The sequence below is a fragment of the Rahnella selenatireducens genome, assembly GCF_046449555.1.
GTDB lineage: Bacteria > Pseudomonadota > Gammaproteobacteria > Enterobacterales > Enterobacteriaceae > Rahnella > Rahnella selenatireducens.
Window position 1 is genome coordinate 367,869 of sequence record NZ_JBKEZJ010000005.1, and the last position, 6,222, is coordinate 374,090.

Annotated in this window: 5 protein-coding genes; 1 reads left to right on the forward strand and 4 read right to left on the reverse strand. The window is 54.6% G+C overall.

The window, feature by feature from the left end; all coding sequences use genetic code 11:
- Window positions 1-906, reverse strand: coding sequence for a LysR family transcriptional regulator (locus tag ACLBVC_RS11440; RefSeq protein WP_195815150.1), 906 nt, complete (start codon window positions 904-906; stop codon window positions 1-3).
- Between the two features lie 329 nt (window positions 907-1,235).
- Here ACLBVC_RS11440 and ACLBVC_RS11445 point away from each other — a divergent pair, with 329 nt between their 5' ends.
- Window positions 1,236-2,531: an NCS2 family permease gene (locus ACLBVC_RS11445; protein WP_104922061.1), complete on the forward strand. Its 1,296-nt coding sequence runs from the start codon at window positions 1,236-1,238 to the stop codon at window positions 2,529-2,531.
- 123 nt (window positions 2,532-2,654) lie between these two features.
- On the opposite strand, the gene ydfG is transcribed toward ACLBVC_RS11445, so the two are convergent.
- From ydfG to ACLBVC_RS11460, 3 genes are all read right to left on the reverse strand, one after another.
- The gene (gene ydfG / locus ACLBVC_RS11450) at window positions 2,655-3,404 is read right to left on the reverse strand and encodes a bifunctional NADP-dependent 3-hydroxy acid dehydrogenase/3-hydroxypropionate dehydrogenase YdfG (RefSeq protein ID WP_152326213.1); all 750 of its coding nucleotides are present in this window, start codon (window positions 3,402-3,404) and stop codon (window positions 2,655-2,657) included.
- 168 nt (window positions 3,405-3,572) lie between these two features.
- Window positions 3,573-4,628, reverse strand: coding sequence for an aldo/keto reductase (locus ACLBVC_RS11455; RefSeq protein ID WP_410149685.1), 1,056 nt, complete (start codon window positions 4,626-4,628; stop codon window positions 3,573-3,575).
- Between the two features lie 47 nt (window positions 4,629-4,675).
- Window positions 4,676-6,121 (reverse strand): MFS transporter, encoded by a 1,446-nt coding sequence (locus tag ACLBVC_RS11460; RefSeq protein ID WP_410149686.1) that lies wholly within the window; start codon window positions 6,119-6,121, stop codon window positions 4,676-4,678.
- Window positions 6,122-6,222 lie beyond the last annotated feature (101 nt).

The following is a 6,222-nucleotide window of genomic DNA, read 5'->3' on the forward strand; positions in this document are numbered from 1 at the left end:
TTACTGCGAAAGTTTTTCCATCATCACGATCACTTTCTGAATCACAATCTGCGCGGCGCGGGAAAGCTGACGGCGTGGCGCAACACACAGCGCGAGCGTCAGCGGTTTGGCGCTGCGCCCTTGCAAGGGCACAAACGCCAGCCGGTTTTCCTGCAAATCAGGCAATACGTCAAGTAAACTCAGCACGCCCACGCCAGCCCCTTTGCGGATCAATTCACGCATCATGCGCACGTCATTACAGACAATCGACGGCGTATCCAGCAGCTGATAACGGTTGTACAACAGCTTCGCGCGGGCGTTCACCATCAGCGGTTCCGATGGAATAATCTGCCGGTAAGCCGCGATATCGCTGAACGACAGCGATTCCTGCTTTGAGAGTTCATGCCCGACCGGCATGGCGATGCCAATCGGCAATTCCGCGAACGCCTGTACTTCCAGCCCGGTATGTTCGATAGGATCGAGCAGCAGACCAAAATCCACTTCCGCCGAACTGACCTGTTCACTGATATTCCGGCTGTCTTCAATGCGGATATCAAACGTGAGGTAAGGATGTTCAGCGCCGACTTCGGCAATCAGCTGCGCCATAATTCCTTCACTGAGCGCCGCAATAATGGAAATGGTGACATGCCCACGCCGCAAACCCTGAATCTCATCAAAGCGTTCGCGGGTGCGGGAAAATTCTTTCCGCCAGCGGCGGATGTCATCGAACAAAATCTCACCGGCGGACGTCAGCTTCAGGCCGGTGGGCAGGCGCTCAAACAGCGGCGTTTCCAGCGTCTGTTCGGCCTGTAAAATCTGCCGGTTAATGGCCGAAGCGGAGACGTGCAGCGCTTCCGCCGCTTTGCGCAAACTTCCTGTTCGGGCGACTTCGGTAAAATATTGCGAAAAACGGGAGAAGGGTGACATAGGTGTACTAATTTATGCAGTGAATAAGTGAGATATCTATTATGGACTGCATCACTCATTTTTCCTAGATTGTGCAATGGCCTTTGTAAACAATCACCTCAGATTGTTTTATGTGCAAATCTCTGTGCAAAAGAGGTCAATAAAGGGTAATGACAGGGTTCGTCAAAACACGTTTAGCACGTGAGCCGCTTTTCTTTGGACAGAAGGGGTGCGAATTGTGGCATTCGTACTGCTGGCGCGCGTGCGTGTTTTGAAAAACAACACTAATAACAAGCGTGCGCTTTTGATCACCCGGTTGAAGTGATCACGCGACCAAGAGATTCCTTCTCATGTTAGAAAAACTATTCAAGTTAAAAGCTCACCGTACTAACGTGCGGACTGAGATTGTGGCAGGACTGACTACATTTTTAGCAATGGCCTATATTCTGTTCGTTAACCCGTCCATTTTGGGCGCGACGGGGATGGATAAAGGCTCGGTTTTCGTGGCAACTTGTCTTGCTGCCGCAATCGGTTCCGCACTGATGGGCTTTATCGCCAACTACCCGATTGCACTGGCGCCGGGCATGGGTTTAAACGCCTTCTTCACCTACACCGTCGTGCTGCACATGGGTTACACCTGGCAGATCGCGTTAGGTGCTGTTTTCCTTTCCGCGTGTATCTTCTTCGCGTTGTCGATTTTCAAAATTCGTGAATGGATTATCCGCAGTATTCCGCTTCCGCTGCGTTCGGCGATTGCCGCCGGTATCGGGTTATTCCTGGCGCTGATTGCGCTGGAAAACGCCGGTATTGTGATTGCAAACCCGGCCACGCTGGTGGGTCTGGGCGACCTTACTAAACCGGGTCCGTTGTTTGCGATGCTCGGTTTCATTCTGATTGTGGTTCTGGAAGCGCGTAAAGTGACCGGTGCTGTGCTGATTGGCGTGCTGGCGGTGACGGTTCTGGCGATTGCGCTGGGCTACTCACCGTTTGGTGGCGTGATGTCTATGCCACCTTCCATTGCACCAACCTTTATGCAGCTGGACATCAAAGGCGCATTCAACGTTTCGCTGATCAGCGTCGTGTTCGCATTCCTTTTCGTTGACGTGTTCGATAACTCCGGCACTCTGATCGGCGTAACTAAACGCGCAGGTCTGGCGGACGAAGATGGCAACATCCCGAAAATGGGCCGTGCGCTGGTTGCTGACAGTGCGGCGGCGCTGTTCGGTTCATTGCTGGGGACATCAACCACCACCAGTTATATCGAGTCTGCGGCGGGCGTGAGCGCCGGTGGCCGTACCGGTCTGACGGCTATCGTGGTCGCAATTCTATTCCTGCTGAGCCTGTTCTTCGCACCGCTGGCAGGCAGTGTTCCGGCATTCGCCACCGCGCCGGCTCTGCTTTTCATCGCGGTTCTAATGACCTCAGGTCTGGCCGAAATCGACTGGAAAGACATCACCGTTGCCGCGCCGGTTACCGTGACTGCGCTGACCATGCCGTTCACGTATTCCATCGCTAACGGTATCGCGTTTGGTTTCATCACCTGGACGCTGGCAAAACTGCTGACCGGCCGCTGGCGTGAACTGAATTCCGCGCTGATCGTTCTGTCGATTCTGTTCGTGATCAAACTGGGCTGGCTGAGCGCGTAATCGCTCTGCGGGTTTGAAAAAGGCGTGGGTTTGATTACCACGCCTTTTTTATGCTCAAAATTGGACGAAAACCCAATAAAAAAAGCAGCCGGAGCTGCTTTTCATGTGCATCACAAGGTCTGATCAGTCTTCGCGGTGAACCTGCAAACCGGCCAGAGACTGGCTGACAGGCATCATTTCGATGCTGTTGATGTTAACGTGCTCAGGCAATGTGGAAACCCAGAACACGGATTCAGCCACGTCGGTGGCCGTCAGCGGGTTTGTCTTGTCGTAGGTTTTGCTGGCCTTCTCGTCATCGCCTTTAAAGCGGATGTTGGAGAATTCCGTTCCGCCGCAGAGGCCCGGCTCGATATTGGTCACGCGAACGTGAGTGCCGTGCAGGTCGGTGCGCAGGTTCAGGCTGAACTGACGGACGAAGGCTTTGGTCGCGCCATACACGTTGCCACCGGCATACGGCCAGTTGCCCGCCGTTGAGCCGATATTAATCACGTGGCCGGTGTTGCGTTCAACCATGCCCGGCAGGACGGCGCGGGTCATGTACACCAGACCTTTGGTGTTGGTGTCGATCATTTTGTCCCAGTCTTCCAGCGACGCTTTGTCGGCTTTTTCCAGACCGAGGGCCAGACCGGCGTTATTGACCAGCACATCAATGTTGCTCCATTCGGCTGGCAGGCTGTCGATGGCATCTTTGATGGAAGCACGGTTGGTCACATCCAGCTCAACGGTATACAGCGCGTCACCCAACTCCGCTTTCAGGTCGTCCAGACGCTCTTTGCGGCGGCCAGAGGCAATCACTTTATGGCCTTCTTTGACAAAGCGGCGCGCGATCTCAGCACCAAATCCGGCGGTTGCGCCGGTCACAAAAATAATCATCCCGGTAATCCTTAGTATTTAAATAAATAGAATGAAATAAAAATCGAATCAAAAATGAACGCGTTTGCCCGCGCACAGTGTGTAGAAAAAGAAACTCTATAAGTATTAACACAAAAATAACCAGACCGGCAGCGGATGCCGGTCTGACTTGGTATCATTTTATTGCGGTCACTTTTTCAAATAAGGCGCAATCAGCGATAAATCTGCCGCAGAAAGCCGGTCCGGCGCGGTCTGAGCCTGATGCCAGTATGGATACAGCAACGGCAACTGGCTGACTTTATTAAGCCTTTCAATTTCTTCGCTATTCAGGGTCAAATCTGCCGCGAGAAGGTTGTCCTGCAATTGGGTGTCGTTACGCGCACCGACAATCACGGACGTCACTTGCGGGCGCGCAATCAGCCATGCCAGCGCGATTTGCGCCGCGGAAACGCCGCGTTGCCCGGCGATATCCACCAGAACATCCACCACGTCATAGAGCGCATTTTCGTCACGCACTGGCGGTTCGCCCCAGTCGGCCAGATGGCGTGTCCCTTCAGGCGCGGCCTGATTACGGCGGTATTTACCGGAAAGCAGGCCACCGGCCAGTGGGCTCCAGACCAGAATGCCCAGCCCCTGATCATGCGCCACCGGCAGGAGTTCGTATTCCGCTTCACGCGCCTGAAGGGTGTAATGGATTTGCTGACTGACCGGGCGGATATAGTGATTTGCTGCCGCCACGCCCAGCGTTTTCATCACATGCCAGGCGGAAAAGTTGGAGACACCGACATAACGCACTTTGCCGCTGCTAACCAGATCGTCGAGCGCGCGCAGCGTTTCTTCCAGCGGCGTCTGACCGTCCCATTCATGCAACTGATACAAATCCAGATAGTCTGTACTCAGGCGTTTCAGGCTGGCTTCGCAGGCGCGCAGAATATGGTGACGCGATGAACCGCGATTGTTCGGGCCATCGCCCATCGGGAAACGGGCTTTGCTGGCAACCAGCACGTCATGACGCTGAGTGCCCAGCGCCTTGCCCAGAATCACTTCCGATTCACCGCCTGAATAAACGTCGGCGGTATCAAATAAGTTAATACCCGCATCCAGACACAGGCCAATCTGGCGTTGCGCGGCACTGACGTCAGTCTGGCCGGTTTTAGCGAATTTCCCCTGACCACCAAACGTCATAGTGCCCAGGCTTAGAACTGAAACTTTCAGGCCGGAATGGCCTAACAGACGGTATTCCATGGGTTTTCTCCATTTGTCGGATACTTAATTTCAGTTTGGCAACGTCATTATTTTTCTGACGAAGCCGGTTGCGGTTCAGATTCTTTTTTTCGGCGGATTTCATCGCCTGCGGTAGGGTCGAGCGTCAGACTGTCGAGTGTTCCTGCCAAAGAAAACACCCCGATGATAATAAAAGCGATATGGAACGTGCCGGTCTGCATCCCGGCGCTGGCCGGTAAAAAATGTTCCGCGACGCGCAGCGAAAGCGCGCCGATTGCAATGCCCAGCCCGGTAGAGAGCTGTTGTGCAGTGTTAAATAACGTATTCGCGCCGCCCATCTGTTCTGCCGGAACCTGCGAAAAGGCCAATGTATTGAGCGCGGTGAACTGCATCGAACGGGTCATGCCACTGGCGAACAGCAACAGCAACGTAATGGCAGTCGGCACTTCCGGCGTCAGCAACGCGCAGGCAAATATCGTCGCAGAATTGAGCAGGCCGTTAACCAGCATAATCGACTTAAAGCGGAAGCGGTGCAAAATCGGCGAGGTAAACGGCTTCATCGCCAGATTACCGGCGAACACGGCAAGCACCAGCAGCCCGGCATCAAACGCGTTCATGCCGTAACCCAGCTGGAACATCAACGGCAGCAAAAATGGCAGGGCGCCGATAGCCACGCGAAACAGTGAACCGCCGTAAATCGTGACGGCGTAACTTTTAATTTTCAGCGCCGTCAGCGGCAGCAACGGGTACGCCGCCCGCCCGGAATGCCAGACCGCCAGCGCCCCGACGATCACCGCGCCGCCTACCATTGTCACCGGTTTCCAGTTAACGGAGTCCTGATTAAACATATCCAGCCCGAAGATTAACCCCAGACACGCCGCGCCGGTCAGCACAAAACCGGTGACATCAAACGGCACGCCTTTCTGCCCCGCAACCTGCGGGATCAGCTTGCGGCTGAACATCAGCGCGATAATCCCGAGCGGCAGATTGAGCAGAAATATCCAGTGCCAGGAAGCATACGTCGTAATAAAACCGCCCAGCGGTGGCCCGAGGATCGGCGCCACCAACCCGGGCCAGGTAATCGTCGCGATGGCGCGGATCAGATCTGATTTTTGTGTATTTTTCAGTACCACCAGCCGCCCGACCGGCACCATCAGCGCACCGGCAAACCCCTGCAACATGCGGGCGGCGGTAAACATGCCGAGACTGGTGCTGGCGGAACATAACAGTGACGCGAGGGTGAACAGGATAAGCGCCAGCGAAAAGACGTTACGCGTGCCAAACCGGTTAGCGATCCAGCCGCTGGCCGGAATGAACACCGTCAGCGTCAGAATGTACGCCGACACGCCGATATTCATATCGACCGGATGCACGCCGAAATCTTTCGCCATTTGCGGCAGCGCGGTGACGATCACCGTGGCATCCAGATTTTCCATAAAGAACGCCCCCGCCACCAGCAACGGCAAAGCGGAACCCTGTGGCAGCGAGAATTTTTTGTTTGCGAAGAGGCTCATAGAAGGTAAGCGCGCTAATGAAATAAGCAATGTCTGAGCATAGCGCATCGGGGGAAGGCGTCAATGACGAGATTGGGGGGGACTTTTCTTCTGTGAAAATA

Bases quoted from the DNA above. Each gene is read 5' to 3' on its own strand.
- ACLBVC_RS11445 (WP_104922061.1), top strand. From the start codon at position 1,236: ATGTTAGAAAAACTATTCAAGTTAAAAGCTCACCGTACTAACGTGCGG.
- ydfG (WP_152326213.1), bottom strand. From the start codon at position 3,404: ATGATTATTTTTGTGACCGGCGCAACCGCCGGATTTGGTGCTGAGATC.
- ACLBVC_RS11455 (WP_410149685.1), bottom strand. From the start codon at position 4,628: ATGGAATACCGTCTGTTAGGCCATTCCGGCCTGAAAGTTTCAGTTCTA.
- ACLBVC_RS11440 (WP_195815150.1), bottom strand. From the start codon at position 906: ATGTCACCCTTCTCCCGTTTTTCGCAATATTTTACCGAAGTCGCCCGA.
- ACLBVC_RS11460 (WP_410149686.1), bottom strand. From the start codon at position 6,121: ATGAGCCTCTTCGCAAACAAAAAATTCTCGCTGCCACAGGGTTCCGCT.